The following is a 20,750-nucleotide window of genomic DNA, read 5'->3' on the forward strand; positions in this document are numbered from 1 at the left end:
TTCACAGCGGGGCGACGTGCCGGCGCCCGATCGGTACCACGAGCGGGGTGCCGGAGACGGGGTCGGGCACGACCCTGGCCTCCAGCGCGAACGCTTCGCGCACCACGGACTCCGTGAGCACCTCGCGAGGGTCGCCCTGCGCGATGATCTGCCCGGACCGCATCACGACCAGGTGGTCCGCGTACCGCGCGGCGAGGTTGAGCTCGTGCAGCACCATGACCACGGTCGTGCCGTGCGTCTGGTTGAGCTCGGCGAGCAGGTCGAGGAGCTCCACCTGGTGGGCCAGGTCGAGGTAGGTCGTGGGCTCGTCGAGAAGCACCGTCTCGGTCTCCTGGGCCAGCACCATCGCGATCCAGACGCGCTGCCGCTGGCCGCCGGAGAGCTCTGCCACCGGTCGGTCGGCGAGACCGGTGACGCCGGTGACCTCCATGGCGCGCAGCACGACGGCGTCGTCGTCCGTGGTGTGCCGTCCGAACCAGCCCTGGTGCGGGTAGCGGCCCCGGGCGACGAGCTCCGCCACGCGGACGCCGTCGGGGGCGACCGACGACTGGGGCAGCATGCCGACGCTGCGTGCGAGCTCCTTGCGGGACATGGTGGCCACGTCCTGGTCCCCGAGGGTGACGTGCCCGGCGTCGAGAGCGTGGAGGCGGGCCAGACCGCGCAGCAGCGTCGACTTGCCGCACGCGTTCGGGCCGACGATGGCCGTGACCCGGCCGGCCGGCAGCTCCAGGTCCAGTCCCTCGATGACCTGCCGCCCGTCGTACCCGAGGCTGACGCCGTGTGCGCGGAGCGCGGCGGGGGCGTCGCCGGCGGAGGTAAGCACAGCCTCAGTCTGGCACAGGCGGTCGCCTGCCCCGGGCGGGCTCAGGCCTCGCCGTCGGCCAGCGAGCGACGCGTCCGGCGCACGACGATCCAGGCGACGAGCGCGGCGACTCCGACGCCGAGCAGGACCAGCGCGACCGGGTGGCTCAGTCCCAGCAGGATGGCCCCGTTGACGACTGCCGAGCCGACCGTCGTCCAGATCGCGGCCCAGGCGAGGCAGCCGAGCACCAGCGCGACGAGGTAGCGCGGGTAGGGCATGCGCAGGTACCCGGCGGAGAGGTTGATCACCGTCTGGATGCCGACGGTGAGGAAGGACAGCGTGACCGCGGGCGGCCCCCAGCGGTGCACGCGCTCGATCGCGGCGGTGGCGCGCGGGCTCGCCAGGAGCTGCGCGAACCGGCCCTGCGACAGGCCGCGTGCGACTCCCCGGCCTGCCCAGTACGTGGCCTGCGCCCGGATCATGACGATCCCGAACGCCGCGAGGTAGACCACCCAGAACGGCACACCGGCGATGGTGAAGACTCCCGCGCCCGGGGTGGCGGAGGCGTGGGCGGTGCCGGCCGTGTCGATCAGCGCGGGGTTCAGGAGCGTCACGCAGCCATCATCCCCTGGTAGGCATCTGACGTCGGTGTCGATTCCGTCACATCATCGGCGGCACTGCACGCAGGTGCCCCACAGCTCGACGGTGTGGTCGATGTCGGCGAAGCCGTGTGCCGCGCCGACGCTCGCCGCCCACGCCTCCACGCTGGGCCCGTCGATCTCGACCGCACGGCCGCAGACCCGGCACACCAGGTGGTGGTGGTGCTCGCTGCGCTCGCAGCGGCGGTAGAGGTTCTCGCCGTCCTCGCCGCGCAGCACGTCGACGTCGCCGCTGTCGGCCATGGTCTGCAGGGTGCGGTAGACGGTGGCCAGGCCGACGGCGTCCCCGCGGGTGCGGAGCCGCTCGTGCAGCTGCTGGGCGCTGCAGAACTCGTCGGTGTCCCCGAGGGCCCCGGCGACGGCGGCCCGCTGGCGGGTCATGCGGACCGCCGTCCGCGGCGTCGTGTCGTTCACGGCGTGCACTCCTCCTCGCGGCCTGCGGCGACGGCGACGTCGTCGGGGATGTCGGGGTGGGGGTCGGCCCCCGGGCGGCGGCGGGCCAGCAGCGGGTGCAGCGCGGCCGTGACGGCGTACACGCCGATCGCGAGGACCACGATGAGCGCGCCGGGGGACACGTTGTGCCAGTAGGTGATCGACAGCCCGACCAGGCAGACGGCGACGCCGACGACCGACGCGACGAGCATCGTGCGGCGGAACGAGTGCGTCACGAGCTGGCCGATGGCGACCGGCACGATCATCAGCGCGGACACGAGCAGCAGCCCGACCACACGCATCGCGACCGTCACCGTCAGCGCGGCGAGGACGGCGACCGCCATGTTCAACGCCCAGACCGGCAACCCGGAGGAGATGGCGAACTCCTCGTCGTGGCTGACGGAGAACAGCGCCGGGCGAAGGCCGATGCCGATGAGCAGGATCAGCCCGCACAGCACGACCGTGACCCACACGTCGCCCGTGGTGACGGTGGAGATGGAGCCGAAAAGGTAGGCCATGAGGCTGCCCGAGGAGCCGCCGGCGAGCCCGATGAGCAGCACGCCGCCCGCGATGCCGCCGTAGAACAGGATGGCGAGCGCGAGGTCGCCGGAGGTGCGGCCGCGGCGCCGGACCACCTCGATGAGCACGGAGCCGGCGACGGCGGCCACGACGGCGCCCGGCACCGCCAGCGCGTCGTCGGGCACGAGGCCCATGGCCGCGCCCACGAGCCAGCCGAGCGCCACCCCCGTGAGGGCCACGTGACCGATGCCGTCGCCGAGCAGGGCGAGCCGGCGCTGCACCAGGTAGGTGCCCACGACGGGCGCGCTCACCCCCACGAGCAGCGCGGCGACGAGCGCCCGCTGCATGAACGGGTCGGTGACCATCTCCCACAGGCCGTTCACGGTGCCACCTCGTCCGTCGTCGTGCTCATGCCTGCCTCGAACGGGCCCTCGGCCAGGCCCATGTCACCTTCCCCGCGTTCCGAGCGCGGGGCGGCGTGCGGGTGCACGTGCTCGTGCTCGGCCTCCTCGTGCCCGGGCCGCGGGCGGGGCGGTGCGCCGTCGTGCACCACCCGGCCGTGCCGCAGCACCACCGCGCGCTGCACCAGGGGCGCGAGCTCGCCCAGCTCGTGCAGCACCACGAGCACCGTCGTGCCGTCGGCCACCAGCCGCGCCATCGTGGCGGCGAAGGCCTCCTGGCTGGGCCGGTCGACGCCGGCGACCGGCTCGTCCAGCACCAGCAGGTCCGGACGGCGCACCAGCGCGCGGGCGATGAGCACGCGCTGCTGCTGCCCGCCGGAGAGCTGCTGGGTCGCCGTCCGACGACGGTCCGCCAGGTCGACGAGCTCGAGGGCCTCGTGGGCCCGGTCGCGCCAGCCCCGGGGCAGCCGCAGGCGGCGCCCGTGCAGCAGGCCGGAGGCCACGACCTCCTCGGCGGTCGACGGCACGCCCGCGGCGGCGCTGACGCGCTGCGGCACGTAGCCCACCCGGCCCCACGGGACGCCGTCGCCCAGCGGGCGGCCGAACAGCCGCACCTCGCCCGACGTGGGGGGCAGGACGCCGACGAGCGTGCGCACGAGCGTGGACTTGCCGGAGCCGTTCGCGCCGAGCAGAGCCACCACCTCGCCGGCGGCGACCCTCAGGTCGACGCCGCGCAGCACCGGGCTGGCGCCCAGGCGCACGTGCACGTCCGCGGCCTCGACGGGCGGCGCCCCGGCGGACCGGCGCTCTGCGGGTGTCTCCGTGAGTGTCGTCATGAGCAGCGGAGCCCTCCGGTGAGCGCGGTGAGGTTGTCCTGCATCACCGACGCGTAGTCGGCGCCGCCGGCGAGCTCGTCGTCGGACAGTCCCTCGAGCGGGTTGAGAACGGCGGTGGTGACGCCGAGGTCGCTCGCCAGCGTCTGGGCGACCTTGGGGCTGGTGAGCGTCTCGGTGAAGATCGTGCTGACGTCGTTGGCCGTGACGACCTCACCGACCTCGCGCAGCCGCGCGGGGGACGGCTCGGCCTCCGGGTCGAGGCCGACGATACCGATCTGCGTCAGGTCGTAACGCTCCGCGAGATAGCCGAAGGCCTCGTGGGATGTCACCAGCACGCGGGTCTCGCACTGCTGCAGGCCGGTCGAGAACCGGCCGTCCAGGTCCTCGAGCTGGGCGGTGAGGGCGGCCGCGCCCTGGGCGTAGGCGTCCGCGTTCGCCGGGTCGGCGTCGGTCAGGGCCTGCGCGACGGCGTCCGCCACCGGCACGAGACGCATCGGGTCCAGCCAGAAGTGCGGGTCGAGCGCGCCGTGGTCGTGGCCGTCCCCCTCCTCGGCGTGCTCGTCGTGGCCCTCCTCGGGCTCCTCCCCGGACGTGCCGGGGCGGGACTCGAGGGTGGCGACCTCGGCGGCGTCGACGACGTGCTCCGGCGCCTGGGCCGAGACAGCCTCGTCGACGGCGGGCTGGAACCCGGACTGGAAGACGACCAGGTTGGCCGCACCGATCTCCCGCACCTGGGCGGGGGAGAGCTCCAGGTCGTGCGGTTCGGCGGCCGGTGGCGTGAGGTTCGAGACCGACACGAGGTCACCGCCCACCTGTTGGGTCACGAACTGCAGGGGGTAGAACGACGCCAGCACCTCGAGCGTGCCGTCCTCGCCGCCCCCGTCGTCGGCGGCGCAGCCCGCCAGCACGGCGGGCAGGGCGAGCAAGGGCAGAGCGGCGAGGGCCGCGCGTCGGCGAAGCATGAGAACGATTCTCAGTCGTGATGAGAACGGTTGTCAACTCGACGCCCCTGGCGGGCAGTGTCTGAAATATCCATTTCTTTCACCCGCTGGTGCGCGTGCCGTGGGCAATCTTCACCGCTAGGTTTTGGGTCGTTCACAGTCGAATATCAGGGATGGTGCCTTCGGTGCGGTTTGGACGGATCGTCGCGTCAAGTGGTCTTCTGGCGCTGGTCATGTCAGGCATCGTCCCGGTATCGGCGGGGGCCGACGGCGTTCCTGCGGTGGAGTGCGTGCCGTAGGCGGCGGATCCGGCGCTGGCGGCGCAGATCGCGGTGGCGTGCGGCACGGAGGTGGAGCTGACGTCGGCGCGGTCGGCGTGGGACACGGTGTTCGTGACGCCGGCGGGCGAGACCCGGGTGGAGATGTCGGCGGCCGCGGTGCGTACGGATGTGAACGGGTCGTGGGAGCCGGTCGACACGACGTTGTCGGTGGGGCAGGCGGGGGTCGTGGCGGCGGCGCCGGCGTTGCCGGTCGTGTTCTCGGACGGTACGGCGGGGATGCCGTTGGCGACGATCGAGCGGGACGGGCACGTGTTGGAGTTCGACGTGCCGTTCGACCTGACGGTGCCGCAGGTCGACGGGGACCGGGTGACGTACCCGCAGGTGTTGCCCGGGGTGGACCTGATCGCGTCGATCGATGCGGACGGTACGGGGTTCTCGGAGGTGTTGCGGGTGGCCTCGCCGGAGGCGGCGGCGAACCCGGCGTTGGCGCAGCTGGCCTTTGACGTGCAGGTCTCTGAAGGGCTGACGGTCTCGGAGTCCGGGGGTGGGTTCGTCGCCGTGGACGGGGCGGGCGAGGCGGTGTTCTCCAGTCCGACGCCGTTGATGTGGGACTCGGGCTCGATCGGTGACGCTGCGGCTGGCGTGGAGGGTTCGTCGTCGGTGCGCTCGTTCGCTGCTGCCGGGGAAGCTGTCGGCGATGTCGTGGACGGGGACTCGGGCGAGCCGGTGGTGGGTGACCCGGTCGCGGCGCCGGCGCTGGACAGTGCGGTCGCGGTGCTGCCGGCACGGGTGGCTGCCGATGGGGGCGACTCGAGCGTGGTGTCGTTGACGCCGGACGCGGGCATGCTCGCGGACGAGGCGACGAGCTGGCCGGTGTTCATCGACCCGTCGGTGTCGGGGTCGCGCAACGAGTGGACCGCGATCCGGTCGGGGATGTCCTCGGACTACAAGTTCTCCGGGGACCAGGGCCTGGGGATGTGTGACGTGTCGGTCGCGTCCTCGTGCGGGCAGGACTTCGTCAGCCGGCTGGTGTGGGAGTTCCGGGGGAAGGACCTGAGCACGATCTCGGGGGTGGCGTCGGGGGACATCACCTCGGCCACGTTCTCGGCGTACGGGGCGCATTCGTACAACTGCACGGCGTATGGGGTGCGGGCGTACAACGTGGAGAACATCGCTGAGGGCACGACGTGGTCGTCGAACTCGGGGTGGACGGACGCGAACCTGCAGTCGACTCAGGACGTGGCGCACAAGTCGGGCTGTGACGACGGCCCGCGGCGGGTCTCGTGGGACGTGGAGCAGGCGGCCCAGGAGGCCGCGTCGGCGAACCACTCCTACATCACGATCGGGCTCAAGGCCGCGACCGAGACCACGATGGCGCGCTGGAAGCGGTATCGCAACGACGCGAAGCTGTCGGTGTCGTACAACCAGGCGCCGAAGACGCCGTGGGACCTGGACATCGTGCCGAACGGCGGTACGGCGGTGAAGTGCGGTGCCAGCGCGTGGATGCGGGACGCCACGCCGCAACTGCGTGCGAGGATTGGTGACCCGGACGGCGATCGGGTTTATCACAACTTCAACGTGTACAGGTCGAGCGGAGCGATGCATTACAACGGTCCGTTCAGTGCAGCATCGTATGCGAATGGTTCGCTGGTGTCGCGAACCGTGCCGTCCTCAGATGCGCTGACGACGGGATCGTATGAGTTCCGGGTACAGGCGAAAGACACGGGGGGCCGTGCGGGCCCGGGGGCAGGGTGCACGTTCAACGTCGATGTGACGCCGCCGAACACGCCGACCGTGTCCCCGGTCGCGGGTCAACCTGCGGTGTACACCACGGGGGTCGAGACCGGTGGCATCGGTGTGGTGGGGAAGTTCGCCGTCGGGAACAACGGCTCGAGCGACGTGACGCACTTCTTGTACTCCTGGAACGATGCCAACGCGGTCACGACGGAGTTGTCGGGGTCTTCGGGAACGATCACGTTCGACCCGCGTGCTCCGGGCCCACACACGTTGCGGGTCCAGGCGGTCGATCGGGCGGGGAACGCGAGCGAGGTGCGGGCGTACACGGTCGATGTGGCGCCCCCGCGTGAGGATGCCGCGTGGGAGCTGAACGAGCGATCGGGCACCGTGGGCGCGGACTTCCTTGGGCGCCAGGATCTGCAGATCGCAAGCACGTCCATGTGGACCGACGGCCCATTCCTGGATCGGCTGCCCGGAAATAGTGCCCTGCTGTTCGACGATGCGGCGGATACGGCAGCGACGTTGGGGCCGGTGGTACGAACGGACGACAGTTTCGTGGTCTCGGCGCACGTGCGGCTGGACTCGCTGGGTTCGTATGCGGCGGCGTTGAGCCAGGACGGGGTCGAGTCGAACGGGTTCTGGCTCGGGTATGCGCCGCCCAACCGCTGTGCGACGAGCACGGGCGACGGGTGCTGGATCTTCTCGATGCGTCCTGAAGACGGTGCGAGTGGACCGATCGCGACCTCAGAGCTGGCCGTGGTCGAGGGCAAGTGGGTCTATCTCGTGGGTTCCTACGACAAGGTGGCGGGGCAGATGAAGCTGACGGTCTGCGATCCGCTGCCGGTGGACGACGATCCGTTCGACGGGGTGGATCCGGACCCGGTGGAGTCGGCGACGGCGGCCCTGGGATCCTCCTGGTTCGCGGATGGTCCTCTTCAGGTCGGCCGCGTGAAGTCGTCCGGCAAGTACACCAGCCCGTGGCGGGGGGCTGTGGACAACGTGCGCGTGTACGACGGTCAGCTGCTCGACGCGGACGACGCGAAGATCTGGCGGGTGTGCACGGGCGCGCCGATGTTCTCCACGGTTCCGGGTGGGGACCTGAACGACCCGACGGAGAAGAACTGATGCGCGCCAAAGTGAGACTCGGTCAGGGTTCGAGCGGGTTCACGCTGACGAGGGGACCAGGGATGACGTCGAGGTTGCGACGATCCACGGGTGGTGTGGTTGTGGCAGCCTTGATCGCGACGTTGTTGACGGCGCCACCGGCCGGCGCCGCTGATGACGGGCTCACGGCCGCCGAGCTGGCGCAGCGCGAGTCGTGGAGCGACGCGGAGCGGACCGAGCACGGCGAACAGCTGCTGCCGGAGTTCGACGATCTGGCGCGTGTCCCGTCGACGACTTCGGAGGGGTCGGCCGCCAAGGCGCCCCCGATGCCCGCGGCCAGCCGGGCGGATGTGGCCTGGCCCAGTGCCGGTGTCACCGAGCTGAACGCGGAGCCCAAGCCGACCAGCGACCAGATCGGTGGGCTGGAGGTGTCCGTCCGCGAAGCGTCCAACAGCACCGGACGAACTTCTTCGGAACGCTCGGTGGAACGCGATGACACGCAGATCGAGACGTCGTCTCGGGTGCGGGTCGAGGTCTTCGACCAGGACACGACGCGTGCTGCAGGCATCACGGGGCTGCTGTTACGGGTAAGCGGACCCGAGAGTGCCGGCGATGCCGGCGGCGGTGGCGAGGTCGCCAACGCAGCGAAGACTTCGTCCACCTCGGCCGCTTCGGACGCCGAGGAGGCTCTGGCGCCGGTGGGTGACGTCGAGGTGAGCATCGACTACGGGCAGTTCGCCGATGCGTTCGGTGGCGGCTGGTCGGACCGACTGCGCCTGGTGGAGCTGCCGCAGTGCGCGCTGACGACGCCGAAAGACGCGGATTGCGCGAGGGGGACGCCGGTGGCGACCCAGAGCAACGACGTGCAGACGCAGACGGTGACGGCGACGCTCGGGTCGTCGTCGGGGGCGATGGTGATGGCACTGTCTGCGGACACGTCGGGTTCGTCGGGGGACTGGGCGGCGACGTCGTTGTCGCCGTCGGCGGCGTGGAACGTGTCGGGGAACACGGGTGATTTCACGTGGTCGTATCCGATGCGGGTGCCGCCGGCGCCGGCGGGTCCGGAGCCTGAGCTGGCGTTGGGGTATTCGTCGGGGGCGTTGGACGGCCGGGTGGCGTCGACGAACAACCAGTCGTCGTGGATCGGGGACGGGTGGAACCTGTGGCCCGGATACATCGAGCGGCGGTATGTGGGGTGTGTCCAGGACGACGGCGCTAAGGATGGTGATGCGGCGAACAATGCGTCGCATCCCAGCGGTGACCTGTGCTGGGACACGGACAACGCGTCGATGGTGTTCGGTGGGTCCGCGGTCGAGCTGATCAAGGACGCCTCGACGGGTCAGTGGTGGCCCAAGGACGATGACGCGACGCGGGTCCAGCGGCTCACGGGCGGGCAGAACGCCGATGACGACGGGGAGTACTGGAAGGTCACCACGAGTGACGGCACCCAGTACTTCTTCGGGCGCGGGCAGCGCTCGGCGGCAGACACCACCAAGTTGAACTCGGCGTGGACGGTGCCGGTGTTCGGCAACCATGCGGGTGAGCCGTGCCACGCGTCGGCGTTCGAGGATTCCTCCTGCGTGCAGGCGTGGCGGTGGAACCTGGAGTATGTGGTCGACACCTCGGGCAACACGTTGACGTACACCTATGGTGCGGAGACGAACCGGTACGGACGCGACAACAACACAGACTCCGTGTCGTACACCCGCGGCGGATACCTGAAGTCGATCGAGTACGGGCAGCGCAAGGGCGCCGAGACGGATTCCCCGGCTCCGGCACGGGTCGACTTCACGGTGGCTGAGCGCTGCCTGAAGACGTCGACGCAGGATTGCGCGTCGTTGACCGACTCGTCGGCGTCGGCATGGCCGGACGTGCCCGCGGACCTGATCTGCTCCTCGACCAGCTCGTGCCCGGACGCGACGTCGCCGGCGTTCTTCACCCGCAAGAGGTTGACGACGGTCACGACGAAGGTCCTCACGTCTGGTTCGTATCAGGCGGTCGATGCGTGGGCGTTGACGCACACGTTCCCCGACCCGGGCGACGCTGAGGACCCGGTGCTGTGGTTGGACAAGGTGACGCACTCGGGCAAGGTCGGTGGCACGACGGCGCTGCCCGCGGTGGACTTCGGTGGTGAGCAGATGGCGAACCGGGTCTCCCAGACGGCGACGATGCTGCCGATGAACCGGTACCGGATGACGACGATCAGGTCGGAGTCCGGCGCGCTCACGACGGTGACGTACTCCGGGCATGACTGCTCGCCGTCGGATCTGCCGGCCGATCCGGCGTCGAACACGCGCCGCTGCTTCCCGGTGCGGTGGACGCCGGAGGGCGCCACGGAGCCCATCACGGAGTACTTCCACAAGTATGTGGTGACGGGGATGGTCGACGACCCGCGTGGGTCCCTGCCCACGCAGGTGGTGACGACATATGACTATGTCGGTGGGGCTGCGTGGCGCTACGACGACAACCCGTTGGTCGAGAAGAAGGACCGCACCTGGGGTCAGTTCCGCGGGTACGCGACGGTCGACGTGACCCAGGGTGATGTCGGCAGCTCGACGCCGGGACGTACGAGGTACCGGTACTTCCGCGGGATGGACGCCAACCGCACGGCCTCGGGTGGTACGGCGGACGTCGAGGTGGACGGGATCACGGATCATGACCAGTTCGCGGGGATGGTGCGCCAGGAGACTACCTACGACGGTGTCGGGTCCACCGTGGTGGGTACGGTGACGAGCACGCCGTGGCGCTCGGGGGTCAAGGCCACCGGCGCCGACGGGCGCAAGGCCTACCAGGCGGCGATCAAGACGACGCTGACCACCACGACCGCGCCGGAACTCGCGGGTGACAAGCGGCAGACGTCGGTCACGAACACGTTCGACGCCTACGGGCAGATCGTCAAGGTCGACGACCAGGGCGACCTGGCCGTGAGCGGCGACGAGCGGTGCACGACCCGGACCTTGAAGCACAACGCGAGTGCGAACATCATGGGGGCCATGGTGCGTGAGGAGGTGCTCTCTGTCGGCTGCGGCGATGACGTGGGTCGTCCCGCGGACGTGGTCTCCGACACCAGGAACCTCTTCGACGGGCAGGCCTACGGGGTCGCGCCGACCAGGGGTCTGGTGACCCGTACCGAGGTGCTCAAGGAGCACCAGGACGGCGTGCCGGTCTATGTCCCGGCGTCGCGGACCACGTATGACGACCTGGGGCGTACCACGTCGGTGACCGACGTGCTGGGGCGCAAGTCCACCACCGCGTACATCCCGGCCACCGGTGGCCCGGTGACCGGTACCAAGACCACCACGCCGGACCCCGACGGGTCCGGGGCGGCGACCCCGCTGGTGACCACGACCACCCTGAACCCGGCCTGGGGTGTGCCGGTGAGGGTGACCGATCCCAACGGGAAGGTCACCGAGGCCACCTACGACGCGCTGGGCCGGTTGGCCAAGGTGTGGAAGCCGGGCCGGGCCAAGGCCAGCGAGACCGCGCACGTGCAGTACACGTACACGGTGCGCTCGACCGGGCACAACGCCGTGACGACCAAGACCCTGGACGCGAACAACGCGTATCGCACCTCGGTGAGCATCTACGACGGGCTGCTGCGCGCGCGCCAGACTCAGGCCGACGGAGCGAACCGTGACGTCGGCGGCCGGATGGTGGCCGACACCCTGTACGACTCGCGGGGTCTGGTGGCCTACGACGTCGCCCCATGGGCCACCGATGGGGCCCCGGCCACCACGGCGGTGACCCCGGACTCGGCGGTGCCCACCCGCACCCGATTCGACCATGACGGCGCCGGGCGGGTCGTGGCGCAGGTGCTTGAGGTCAACGAGAAGGAGAGGTGGCGCACCACCACCAGGTACGGCGGTGACCGCGTGGTCGTGGACCCGCCGGCCGGGGGCACGCCGACCACGACGATCAGCGATGCCCGGGGCCGGACCACCACGCTGCGCCAGTACCTCGGTGCCTCCCCGTCCGGCGCGCACCAGGACACCACCTACGCCTACGACAAGGCGGGGAATCTGGCGAAGGTCACCGATCCTGCCGGGAACGACTGGACATACTCCTACGACCTGCTGGGCAGGCTGGTCTCGTCCACCGACCCGGACAAGGGCACCACCACCTCGACGTTCGACGACGCCGGTCAGGCCCTGACCACCACCGATGCCCGCGGCAAGACCCTTGCCTACACCTATGACGCGTTGGGACGGGCGACCGAACGGCGTTCCGGCTCAGCGACCGGGACCCTCCTGGCCTCCTGGGAGTACGACACGGTGGCCAAGGGGCAGGTGTCCTCCTCCACGCGGTACGCGGGGGCGAACCAGTACGTGACTGCGGTCACGGGGTATGACGACGCGTATCACGCCACGGGACAGAAGGTCACGCTCCCGACAGCGGAAGGTGAGCTCGCGGGTTCCTACTCCGCGAGCTTCCACTACACGGACTCTGGTGCCTATCGGGGGGCGGCGCTGCCTGCTCTGGGCAACCTGCCCGCGGAGAATGTCGTGACCTACTTCGACGCCGCGGGAATGCCGCAACGATTGTCCAGCGGCGGCGGCGTCGGGGTATATGTGGCCACGACCCGGTATACCTCGACGGGTCAGGTCGAGGCGATGGACCTGGGTAGCACGCGCTCCTACGTGGTCACGAACACCTGGGACCCGGGCACCCGGCGCCTGATGGGGATCAGCCTGGACCAAGAGGGTGTCTCCGGCACGGACCTGGCAGCGGCCTACACCTATGACGATGCGGGGAACGTCACCAAGATCGACAACAACCCGACCGCCGCGGACGCGCCGGCACGGGACACCCAGTGCTTCACGAACGACGGGTTGGGCAGGCTGACGTCGGCCTGGACCCCGGCGGACGCGTCCTGCACCACCGCTAAGACCGTGCCCGGGTTGGGTGGCCCGGCCACCTACTGGACCGACTACACCTACGACCCGGTCGGCAACCGCACCAGCGTCACCGAACACACCACCTCGGGCACCAGCACGGCCTCGTACACCTACCCGGCCCCGGGCGAGGAGCAACCGCACGCGGTCTCTGAGGTCACCGACGGCTCGACGGTCTCGAGCTACGCCTACGACGCGTCGGGCAACACCACCACCCGCACCCCGTCAGACGGCACGACCCAGGCGTTGACGTGGGACGCGGAGGGCGAGCTCGCCCAGGTCACCCAGGACGGTGAAGCGGACGCAACCTTCGTCTACACCGCCGACGGCGACCGCCTCATCCGCAAGCAAGACGGTACGACCACGGTCTACCTGCCCGGCGGGCAGGAACTCACCCTGACCGCAGACGGGACCACAAAAGCCACCCGGTACTACACGTGGGCCGGGCAGACCATCGCGGTGCGCACCGGAGCGGGCTTCGACGACGTCTCAACCCTGGTCAACGACCACCACGGCACCGCGGGCCTGTCCATCACGAACGTGACCGCGACCATCACCCACCGGTACCAGGACCCGTTCGCCAACACCCGCGGCACCACACCCGCCGCCTGGTCCGGAGACCACGGATTCCTCGACAAGCCCACCGACACCACCGGCCTGACCGCGATCGGCGCCCGCTACTACGACCCCACCATCGGCCGGTTCACCAGCGTGGACCCGATCATGGACCTCGCCGACCCCCAGCAATGGCACGGATACGCCTACGCCAACAACAACCCCGTCACCCTCTCCGACCCGACCGGCCTGCTGCCCATCGGTGCCGGACACGTCGGCTACAACCCGCAGACCCATCCCCACGGAGGAGACCCTTGCGCTGGCGCCGGGGCTAGCGGCGGCCCCAACTGTAAACCGAAGCCACGCGTGAAACTGTCGGATGACGAGCCACAACCCGAGCCGTCGCCGTCTCCGCAGGCTCCCCCAGCCCCGCCACCCGCCGGGTCGGGAGGGACATCAGGGGCGGACATCAGCCTCGAGGACGTCGGACACATCGCCCTGGATATGGCGGGACTGGTGCCCGCGTTCGGAATTTTTCCCGACCTCGCCAACTGCGCCTGGTACGCCGGAGCCGGCAGTTGGGGCAACGCCGGATGGTCATGCGGTGCAGCCATACCGCTCATCGGCCTGGCCGTCACCCCTATCAAATGGATCGTCAAGGGAGCGGACGCAGCAACAACTGCCGCAAACACCGCAGCTAAAGCTTGCTCGTTCGAAGGCTCGACGCTCGTTCTGATGGCCGACAGGTCGAAGAAGCAGATCGAGGACATCGAGGTTGGCGACGAGGTCATCGCCTCAGACCCGGAGACCGGCGAGCAGGAGGCCCGGAAGGTCACGCACGTCTTCGTCCACGACGACACCGTCACCGACCTCGCTTTGGACGACGGGACCGTGCTCGGCACGACCGTGGACCACCCATTCTGGTCCGTCACCGACGGCCGGTTCGAGCGAGCCGACCAGCTCAGCACGGGCGAACGCGTCCTGACGGCCGACGGGCGCACGCTCACTGTTGACGAGTGGCGTGGCTCGACGTCCCGGGTGGCACCGGCCTACAACCTCGAGGTTGACGGCATCCACACCTACCACGTTGGCTCGGTCGCGGTCTTGGTGCACAACGCGTGCCTGCCTGCGCTGCGGAACTGGCAGAGCCAGCGGCTCCAGTTTGGCAACTCGACGTTCCAGCTCGACAAGAGCGGTCTCACTCATGTGCTGGAGCGGCATCACCCCACCTACTGGGACGGGTCGGTGAAGGCAAGGCAGTCATTCTTCGATGAGTCGATGTCGATCGACGACGTTCAGGCCGCGATCGGAGATGTAGCTCGCCAGAACCGTGAGCAGTTGGCGCGAATCGGGGCGGGCACGGGACAGGTCCAGGGAAGCGTGAACGGCGTCGACTACGTCCTTGGCGTCTCCCGAGGTCGAATCGGCCAGTTCTACCCGGGAGTGCTGCCATGAGCCGTGTTGAGGTCACCAGTTACGTGAAGGTGAACGGCGAGTTCGCTGTGATAAGCGCCGCGGCGGGCCACGACGGAGATTGTGAGTATGTCCCGGGAGCGATCAGCCTGGTCGTGGATGGGGTGGAAGTGCTGGGCCTGGATCTCTGGGACGACATCAACTGGCTATGGCCGCTGGTGATCCAAGTGTTGAACGAGTGCCGCCAAGCGGGCTCAGGTAAGCGGCACTTCCCTGATCAGCCCATTGCAATCGTGGCTGAAGTGGCGCCATGGGGCGGGAACACTTTGCTGACTGTGACTACTGCCGACCGGTCGGTCCATCGGACTGCGGTGGCGCCGAGTCACGAACTGTTCAAGGTGATTGCCAAGGCAGGTGGTGAGTTCTTCCGCGAACTCGGCCGCCTCTGCGGGCCGGGCTCGGTGGCAACGGAGGAAGAGGCCGTCCTGAACGAATGGCTGCGCTCGACGAGGTGAGCGCAGCTGCCTCTTGGCGGCTAATGGGGGCGGTGTCAATTGGTCGTAGCAACGGCCTCGTCGAGGAGTAGCTTCTCGAACGCTTCGCGTGGGGTGAGGAAGCCGAGGGTCGCGCGGGGTCGTTCGTTGAGTTCTTCGGCGATCGCGTCGAGGTAGGGCTGGTGGTCGGTGATCTCGGTGCCCTTGGGCAGGTACTCGCGGATCAGCCCGTTCGTGTTCTCGTTGGAGGGCCGCTGCCACGGCGAGCGGGGGTCGGCGAAGTAGACCGGCATTCTCGTGGCCAGGGTGAGGGCGGCGTGGCGGGCCATCTCGGTGCCCTGGTCCCAGGTCAGCGACTTGCGTACCAGGGCGGGTAGCTCGTTGAACTCCTCGATCAGCACGTCCGCGAGCCCGTCGGAGTTCTTGACCTGCGGCAACGCCTTGATCGTCACGAACCGGGTAGTGCGCTCGACCAGGGTCGCCGCGGCGCTCTTGCCGCCCTTGCCGATGATCAGGTCGCCCTCCCAGTGCCCGGGCAACCCTGCGCCCGGCCGCCTCGGGGTCGCGGTCGTCGATCGAGACCATCGCGACGATCCGCGCGCTGCGTTCACCAGCCGCCTTGCGGGGCCGGCGAAGGGTGCGCTTGGAACGCAGCATGATCCCCGCGGCGGCGAGCTCACCCTTGGGCAGGGCGTACACGTACTGGTAGATCGCCTCGTGGCTGACCGTGCGGCCCCGGGCGTCGGGCGAGTGCTTCATCGTCGCAACGCTCGCGTCCGTGGCCTCCCGGCGCAACCGTCCCGCGATCTGGCGCGGCGTGCGCGAGCGTCTCAGGTCCGCACGCACCCGCGCCGCCAGCACCGGATCGGCTCCGACCTTGCGCACCTTGGGCCGCATGCGGGACCGCTCGGCACGCGCGTCCGCGGTGACCGGCTTGTACGTCCCGTCCGAGAGCCGGTGCCGTCTCAACTCACGCGAGACCACCGACGCCGACCGGCCGATCGCCCGCCCGATCCGCCGCGGACCCCAGCCCGCCTTGAAGCCGGTGGCGATCTCCACCCGATCCGAGAACGACAACATCACCCGTGCGCCCACCCAGCAACCCTCCAGTCAGACCCCCGCTGACCAGGAGTGTTGCTTGCACCGTATGACACCGCCCTACATCCAGCGTCAGATCGCAGGGGGAGCATGGGAGTAATGGAAGTCAAGATCGATGGTGATGACTACACGATTACTCTTTCTCGTTTCGAGTTTCTTCTTCTGGCAGGAGCACTTGATGAACATCTCCTCCTTCGGGGCGATCGGTTCGACGTGCATGGCTACAGCCACGACGAAGCGGAGGCATTTGCCAATGAGCTGGCAAATCTCACTCGCGCTGCCAGGGAAGAGGCTTGACGCGACGCGGAGCCTGTGACCGCCGGGCGCTGGCACACTCACCGTCATGACCACCACGACTCGCACGGCCAGGCCGCGCTGGGTGCTGGCCGTCTGGACGGCGCTGATGGTTGTGGCGGCTCTTTTTCTAGCCGCCGGGACCGCATCGGCGGCCACCGGTCCTGCAGCCGAAAACCGCGTCCGGGCTTCGGCCTCCGCGGCGCAGACTCTCGACCGGCCTCCGCAGGATGTTTCCGCAGATCAGCGGCTAGGAAATACCTTCCCGCAGCCCGGAATCGTGGTGGCTACCGGTGTTGCCACAAAGACGGGATGTAAGGGCGGAGCCTGCGGCATCCCTGGGGGCACTTGCTTCGTGGCGGGGACACTGATCCTCACGGAGGACGGCCGCAATCCGATCGAGGAGATCGAGGTCGGTGAAAAGGTCTGGGCCAAGGACCTCGCGACGGGTGAGGCCGTGCTGCGGGTCGTGGACAAGACGTTCGTGCGGCACACAGCGGAGCTCGTCCACCTGACGGTCGACGGCGACACGATCACGACGACGGCGGAACACCCGTTCTGGGTCGACGGCCGCGGCTGGGTGAACGCGGGCGACCTCAAGCCCGGGGACGTACTCGTCACCCCGGACGGCGTGGCCACGCTCGATCGGAAGCTGGTCGAGCAGCGCCCGGAGACGGTCTGCAACTTCCGCGTCACAGGTCTGCACAACTACTACGCCCTCGACGGCGACACGCCGGTTCTGGTGCACAACGCGAACTACTTGAACACTACGGAGAGCGCGGGAAGCCTAGGAGGCAAGTACACCCCGGGCCAGCAGACGCGCGACCCGAGTTCGCAGTGGTACCACGAGTACCTCAGCAACGACGAATTGCTGGACTCGATCAACCGCGCGGGTGATGGCGACGGGATTCTGGTCTCGCAAAACGGGACGATCCTTGGCGGTCACCATCGGTGGGATGAGTTGCTGACGAGGATCGACGATGGCCGGATCGACGCGGATACCCCGATCCGCATCGACATCTTCCAGGGAGATTGATCGCGATGCCCATGGTGCATTCGACAGATGCCGACTTCAAGGTGTCCCGGATCGACCTCGGGACTCTGGTCGACTTCCAGCGGCAGGCCGAGGAACACGGCTGGGCGACGCGGTGGACGGCTGTGGATGCGCTGCGCACTCAGGTCGCAGAGGGCAGCATTCTCCTTCAGCCGCTTCTGCGCGAAGAGCGCGCTGGTGTGCTTCGGGCCTACAGATGCCTTGTATTGTTCTCGGCAGCCGATGGTCCTGTTGCTGGCGGAGTGGCGACGATCGACCTCTCACCCGAGGCGTACTCGGAGCTTGATCGGATCGATCACGATCCCGAGGTTCGCTCGGCGCTTGCACGGGTCTTCGCGCTCGCATCGGGCGGGATCGCCATGGTCTCCAAGAGCTGATACGTGGCTCATCGCAGACGAGGGTGTAGCCGCGGTCTGATGTGATGTCTCAGGTCATCGTGGACAGACGTGTCTCGGGACATCGTTGACAGAGTCATGTCTTAGGACTTCGTGGACGCTTGGGCCTCGTTCGGGCCGTGCCAGCCGCGGCGCTGGGTCGGTTTGGGGTAGGTCGCGATCGTCGTTCCGGCCTGGTCGGTGATGGTCACGGTCGCCGCGTCCCAGGTGATATTGACATGTTCGCCGTGTCGCTTGTAGCCGGCGTAGAACTTGCTGGCGAGGACGCCGACGTAGCCGCCCTTGGAGACGGTGCGCTGGGCGGTGCCGGTGATGCCGGCCGAGGGGTTCTGGCCGGCGGTCTTCATCGGCGTGCCCTGACGTGCTCTGCGCGGCCCGTAATAGATGCCGGTGTTCGCATCACAATTATGCACACGGACCGAGGCTGCCAATACACATCGGACGAATACGCACGATATGCTAGAACGGTCGGCGTCCTCCGCTCGGTCGGTCGAACCGGTATTTGCTACGACAACGCCTGGGCGGAATCGTTCAACGGCACCTTGAAGAACGAGCGCGTTCACCGGACCGCCTACCCGACACGCGACGCTGCACGATCCGACATCACCCGCTACATCGAACTAAGGTACAACACCAGAAGGCGTCACTCCGCCCTCGGCTACCGCACCCCGGACCAGGCCGAGAAAGAGTGGTACGCCGTCCGATCCGCCGCATAACAAGAATCGGGAATCAACCGTCCGAATTTCTTAGGGCCGCTCATGGGGCATCGAGAACGGGCTGCACCACGTGCGCGACCTCGCCTTCGACGAGGACCGACACACCGCCCACACCGGGCACGGACCCGTCAACCTCGCCTGCCTACGCAACACCGCGATCACGCTGCACCGACACGCCGGAGCACGGCGGATCCGCCCCGCGCTACGCGCCACCGCCCGCCGAACCCGACGCCTGACCGACCTACTGCCCGCCTGAGATCAACTTTGAAACCGCCCTGGGAAGGTGGTGCCCCCAAAAGGCGGTTCGAAGCGATCGCGGTGATGGCCAGTGAAGGGCTTGTGGTCCAACCCGCGGCGCGGGTACTGGGAAGGTCCAGGTGTGGCACGGCTTCCCGCTGTGCTCAAGCGTCCGGTGATCGGGAACGGCGGCACTCGAGATGGCTGCGCTCGGCTGTGTCGTGAGTCAGTGCGATGGCGCGGTCGAACGCCAAGCCGGCCTCGCCCCCGCGGCCGAGCCGGGTGAGGAGCTCGGCGCGCGTCGCCCAGGCGGGCTGGAAGCGTGCCACCGCGGGGTTGCGTGTGCCGAGCTCGTCGAGGAGTGCCAGCCCTGCGGCGGCGCCGTCGGTCTCCGCGACGACGGCTGCGAGCGCCACCGCGCCGCCAAGTGATGGCGCCACCTGTTGCAACGTCTCGTGCAGCGGGCGCAGGGTCGCCCAGTCGGGTGGTTCGTCGCGCCGTCGGGCGCAGTGCACCGCCTGGACGGCCGCCTCGAGCTGGAACCTGCCGAGCGACCGCTCGGCGTGCGCCGCACGCAGGTGCGCGTGCGCCCGGGCGATCTGGTCGCCGTCCCACCGGGCGGGGTCCTGTTGTCCCAGCGGGACGTACCGTCCGCCGTCGTCGGTGCGTGACGGCGTGCGTGCGGACGACAGGAGCACGAGCGCGGCGAGCCCGCGCGCCTCGGGATCGCGGGGGGCGAGCTGGGCCAGGACCTCGGCGAGGCGGAGGGCTTCGGGTGGGAGCCGGCGAAGTTCGGTCGGGCTGGTCGACCACTCGATGACGTAGGCGCCGTAGACCGCCTCCAGCACGTGGGCCATGCGGTCGGGCAGGTGGGAGCGGTCGGGCAGCTCGAAGCGGATCCCGGCCGTCTTGACGCGGTGCTTCGCCCGGACGAGCCGGGTCGCCATGGTCGCCGTGGGCACCGTGAACGCGGCGGCGATCTGCGCAGCGGTGCATCCGAGGGCGGTGTTGAGCATGAGGGGCGTGCGGTCCGCCGGCGCGATCGCGGGATGGGCACAGACCAGCAGGAGCTCGAGGCGGCGGTCGCCGATGGCGTCGGGGTCGACGTCGTCCAGGTGCACCGGCGCGTGGTGGTCGGCGACGAACGGTGCCAGGGGAGTGGTCCGGCGCGCCTCGGCGGACCGCCATCGGTCGCGCTGCCGGTTGCGTGCCACGGTGAGCAGCCACGCGTCGGGTCTCGCGGGGACGCCGGCGTCGGGCCAGGCCACCAGTGCCCGTTCGAGCGCGTCGCCGAGCGCGTCCTCGGCGGCCTGGAGGTCGCCGTCGGCCGACGCGAGCAGCGCGACGAGGCGGCCGTAGCTGTCGCGGGCAGCGGCGGCCGCCGCGTCGTACGCGGGGCGCGGGGTCGGTCCGGGCACGGTCCGAGGCCGCGGCCTATGCGGCCGGGCCGGCCTGCGTCCAGGCGCCGTCGATGAGCGATGTCGCCACCGGCCGTACCTCGACGGAGCCGTACGTGGCACCGGGGCAGCGTTCCGCCCAAGAGATGGCGGCGTCGACGTCGGGCACGTCGACGACGAAGATGCCGGCCAGAGCCTCCTTCGTCTCGGCGAACGGCCCGTCCTGGATCTGGGTGGTGCCGGTACGGCGCGTGACGGTGGTCGCCGCGGGGGAGAACTGCAGGACCTCCCCGGACACGAGCACCCCGGCCCGGGCCAGAGCGTCGCCGTACTCCCCGAAGAGGCGTTCCATCTCCGCGATGCCCTCGGCCGGCAGGTCCCCGGGGGCTGGCTCGTCGTTGTGCAGCAGCAGTGCGTAGCGCATCGTGGCTCTCCTTCGTCGTGTCCAGTGTTGGCCACCCGGCGGGCGAGTGGTACCCGTATGACGATCGAG

General features: G+C 69.3%; 16 protein-coding genes and 2 pseudogenes. 8 read left to right on the forward strand and 10 right to left on the reverse strand.

Annotated features, from left to right (window positions below; genetic code table 11):
• Position 1: 1 nt before the first annotated feature.
• From LEP48_RS16295 to LEP48_RS16320, 6 genes are read right to left on the reverse strand one after another with little or no spacing between them, the layout of a single operon-like run.
• On the reverse strand, positions 2-823 hold the full coding sequence (locus LEP48_RS16295) for an ABC transporter ATP-binding protein (protein ID WP_225566634.1): 822 nt from the start codon (positions 821-823) through the stop codon (positions 2-4).
• Between the two features lie 41 nt (positions 824-864).
• The gene (locus tag LEP48_RS16300) at positions 865-1,416 is read right to left on the reverse strand and encodes a DedA family protein (protein ID WP_225566635.1); all 552 of its coding nucleotides are present in this window, start codon (positions 1,414-1,416) and stop codon (positions 865-867) included.
• Between the two features lie 51 nt (positions 1,417-1,467).
• The gene (locus LEP48_RS16305; protein ID WP_225566680.1) at positions 1,468-1,842 is read right to left on the reverse strand and encodes a Fur family transcriptional regulator; all 375 of its coding nucleotides are present in this window, start codon (positions 1,840-1,842) and stop codon (positions 1,468-1,470) included.
• 29 nt (positions 1,843-1,871) lie between these two features.
• Entirely contained in the window at positions 1,872-2,777 is a 906-nt protein-coding gene (locus LEP48_RS16310) for a metal ABC transporter permease (RefSeq protein ID WP_225566681.1), read from the reverse strand.
• A gap of 14 nt (positions 2,778-2,791) precedes the next feature.
• On the reverse strand, positions 2,792-3,649 hold the full coding sequence (locus tag LEP48_RS16315; protein WP_225566636.1) for a metal ABC transporter ATP-binding protein: 858 nt from the start codon (positions 3,647-3,649) through the stop codon (positions 2,792-2,794).
• Positions 3,646-4,611, reverse strand: coding sequence for a metal ABC transporter solute-binding protein, Zn/Mn family (locus LEP48_RS16320; protein WP_225566637.1), 966 nt, complete (start codon positions 4,609-4,611; stop codon positions 3,646-3,648). Before LEP48_RS16320 ends, LEP48_RS16315 begins: the two co-directional genes overlap by 4 nt.
• A 329-nt stretch (positions 4,612-4,940) precedes the next feature.
• Here LEP48_RS16320 and LEP48_RS18630 point away from each other — a divergent pair, with 329 nt between their 5' ends.
• From LEP48_RS18630 to LEP48_RS16345, 3 genes are all read left to right on the forward strand, one after another.
• Positions 4,941-7,733: a LamG domain-containing protein gene (locus LEP48_RS18630; protein ID WP_308010048.1), complete on the forward strand. Its 2,793-nt coding sequence runs from the start codon at positions 4,941-4,943 to the stop codon at positions 7,731-7,733.
• Positions 7,734-7,834: 101 nt separating this feature from the next.
• Entirely contained in the window at positions 7,835-14,614 is a 6,780-nt protein-coding gene (locus LEP48_RS16340) for a polymorphic toxin-type HINT domain-containing protein (RefSeq protein WP_225566639.1), read from the forward strand.
• Positions 14,611-15,087 (forward strand): hypothetical protein, encoded by a 477-nt coding sequence (locus LEP48_RS16345; RefSeq protein ID WP_225566640.1) that lies wholly within the window; start codon positions 14,611-14,613, stop codon positions 15,085-15,087. Before LEP48_RS16340 ends, LEP48_RS16345 begins: the two co-directional genes overlap by 4 nt.
• Positions 15,088-15,122: 35 nt before the next feature.
• Here LEP48_RS16345 and LEP48_RS18955 read toward each other — a convergent pair.
• A pseudogene (locus LEP48_RS18955) lies at positions 15,123-16,146 on the reverse strand (IS30 family transposase).
• 117 nt (positions 16,147-16,263) lie between these two features.
• On the opposite strand from LEP48_RS18955, the gene LEP48_RS16360 reads away from it, so the two are divergent.
• Genes LEP48_RS16360 through LEP48_RS16370 form a run of 3 tightly spaced genes read left to right on the forward strand, consistent with a single transcriptional unit; the run spans position 16,264 to position 17,889 of the window.
• A complete protein-coding gene (locus tag LEP48_RS16360; RefSeq protein WP_225566642.1) occupies positions 16,264-16,461 on the forward strand; it encodes a hypothetical protein in 198 nt (65 codons plus the stop codon).
• A 46-nt stretch (positions 16,462-16,507) separates the two neighbouring features.
• Positions 16,508-17,494: a polymorphic toxin-type HINT domain-containing protein gene (locus LEP48_RS16365; RefSeq protein ID WP_225566643.1), complete on the forward strand. Its 987-nt coding sequence runs from the start codon at positions 16,508-16,510 to the stop codon at positions 17,492-17,494.
• Between the two features lie 5 nt (positions 17,495-17,499).
• Positions 17,500-17,889 carry a hypothetical protein gene (locus tag LEP48_RS16370; protein WP_225566644.1) on the forward strand — a complete coding sequence of 130 codons (390 nt, stop codon included), beginning with the start codon at positions 17,500-17,502 and terminating at the stop codon, positions 17,887-17,889.
• A 101-nt stretch (positions 17,890-17,990) separates the two neighbouring features.
• On the opposite strand, the gene LEP48_RS16375 is transcribed toward LEP48_RS16370, so the two are convergent.
• Positions 17,991-18,254 (reverse strand): hypothetical protein, encoded by a 264-nt coding sequence (locus LEP48_RS16375; RefSeq protein WP_225566645.1) that lies wholly within the window; start codon positions 18,252-18,254, stop codon positions 17,991-17,993.
• 60 nt (positions 18,255-18,314) lie between these two features.
• Here LEP48_RS16375 and LEP48_RS16380 point away from each other — a divergent pair, with 60 nt between their 5' ends.
• Both LEP48_RS16380 and LEP48_RS16385 read left to right on the forward strand, forming a co-directional pair.
• Positions 18,315-18,623 carry an integrase core domain-containing protein gene (locus LEP48_RS16380; protein WP_422723849.1) on the forward strand — a complete coding sequence of 103 codons (309 nt, stop codon included), beginning with the start codon at positions 18,315-18,317 and terminating at the stop codon, positions 18,621-18,623.
• Between the two features lie 43 nt (positions 18,624-18,666).
• Positions 18,667-18,879, forward strand: a pseudogene (locus tag LEP48_RS16385) (ISAs1-like element ISMul1 family transposase); the annotation flags it as partial.
• A gap of 145 nt (positions 18,880-19,024) precedes the next feature.
• On the opposite strand, the gene LEP48_RS16390 reads toward LEP48_RS16385, so the two are convergent.
• Both LEP48_RS16390 and LEP48_RS16395 read right to left on the reverse strand, forming a co-directional pair.
• Positions 19,025-20,278 (reverse strand): RNA polymerase sigma factor, encoded by a 1,254-nt coding sequence (locus tag LEP48_RS16390; RefSeq protein WP_225566646.1) that lies wholly within the window; start codon positions 20,276-20,278, stop codon positions 19,025-19,027.
• A 16-nt stretch (positions 20,279-20,294) separates the two neighbouring features.
• Entirely contained in the window at positions 20,295-20,681 is a 387-nt protein-coding gene (locus LEP48_RS16395) for a YciI family protein (RefSeq protein WP_225566647.1), read from the reverse strand.
• Positions 20,682-20,750: the final 69 nt, after the last annotated feature.

The sequence above is a fragment of the Isoptericola luteus genome, from assembly GCF_020297055.1.
Lineage (GTDB): Bacteria > Actinomycetota > Actinomycetes > Actinomycetales > Cellulomonadaceae > Isoptericola > Isoptericola luteus.